The organism is Microvirga sp. 3-52, from assembly GCF_018383585.1.
Classification (GTDB): Bacteria; Pseudomonadota; Alphaproteobacteria; order Rhizobiales; family Beijerinckiaceae; genus Microvirga.
This window is the reverse complement of record NZ_JAHAMK010000005.1, coordinates 396-808: the sequence shown is the minus strand read 5'-3', so window position 1 is coordinate 808 and position 413 is coordinate 396. Positions and strand designations below refer to the sequence as shown.

The 413-nt window shown below is 64.9% G+C and carries 1 pseudogene; it reads right to left on the bottom strand.

Features of this window, described 5'->3' with window-relative positions:
* A pseudogene (locus tag KHP60_RS25050) lies at positions 1-413 on the bottom strand (IS630 family transposase); the annotation flags it as partial.

The following is a 413-nucleotide window of genomic DNA, read 5'->3' as shown; positions in this document are numbered from 1 at the left end:
AGGTCTCGAAGATGCGCCGGGTCATCGGCCCATCGATCACCCACGGCGCTGTCAGCCCATAACAGCGCAGGCCCGCGATGAAGGTTTGTGTCAGCCAATGACCAAAAGGCGCCTTGGCATACAGGCGCTGCCCTTTCAGACAGCGGCCGCGCAGGCGCGTCATCTTGGTGGAGGTGCCGGTCTCATCCAGAAACACGAGCCGGTGCGGCTCCTGGCGCATGCGGGGCTGGCGCTTGGCTCTCCAGTGCTCGCGGGCTTGGCGCACGTCGGAGCGTCCTTGTTCGCTGGCCCGCAGCGTTTTTTTTGAAGCTGTAGCCCTGGCGGATGAACCAGTGCGAGATCGACGCGGGCGTGACCGTCGTGCCGAGGGCTGCCAGTTCTGCGGCGAGCTGCGGCATGGTGATGTCGTCCTT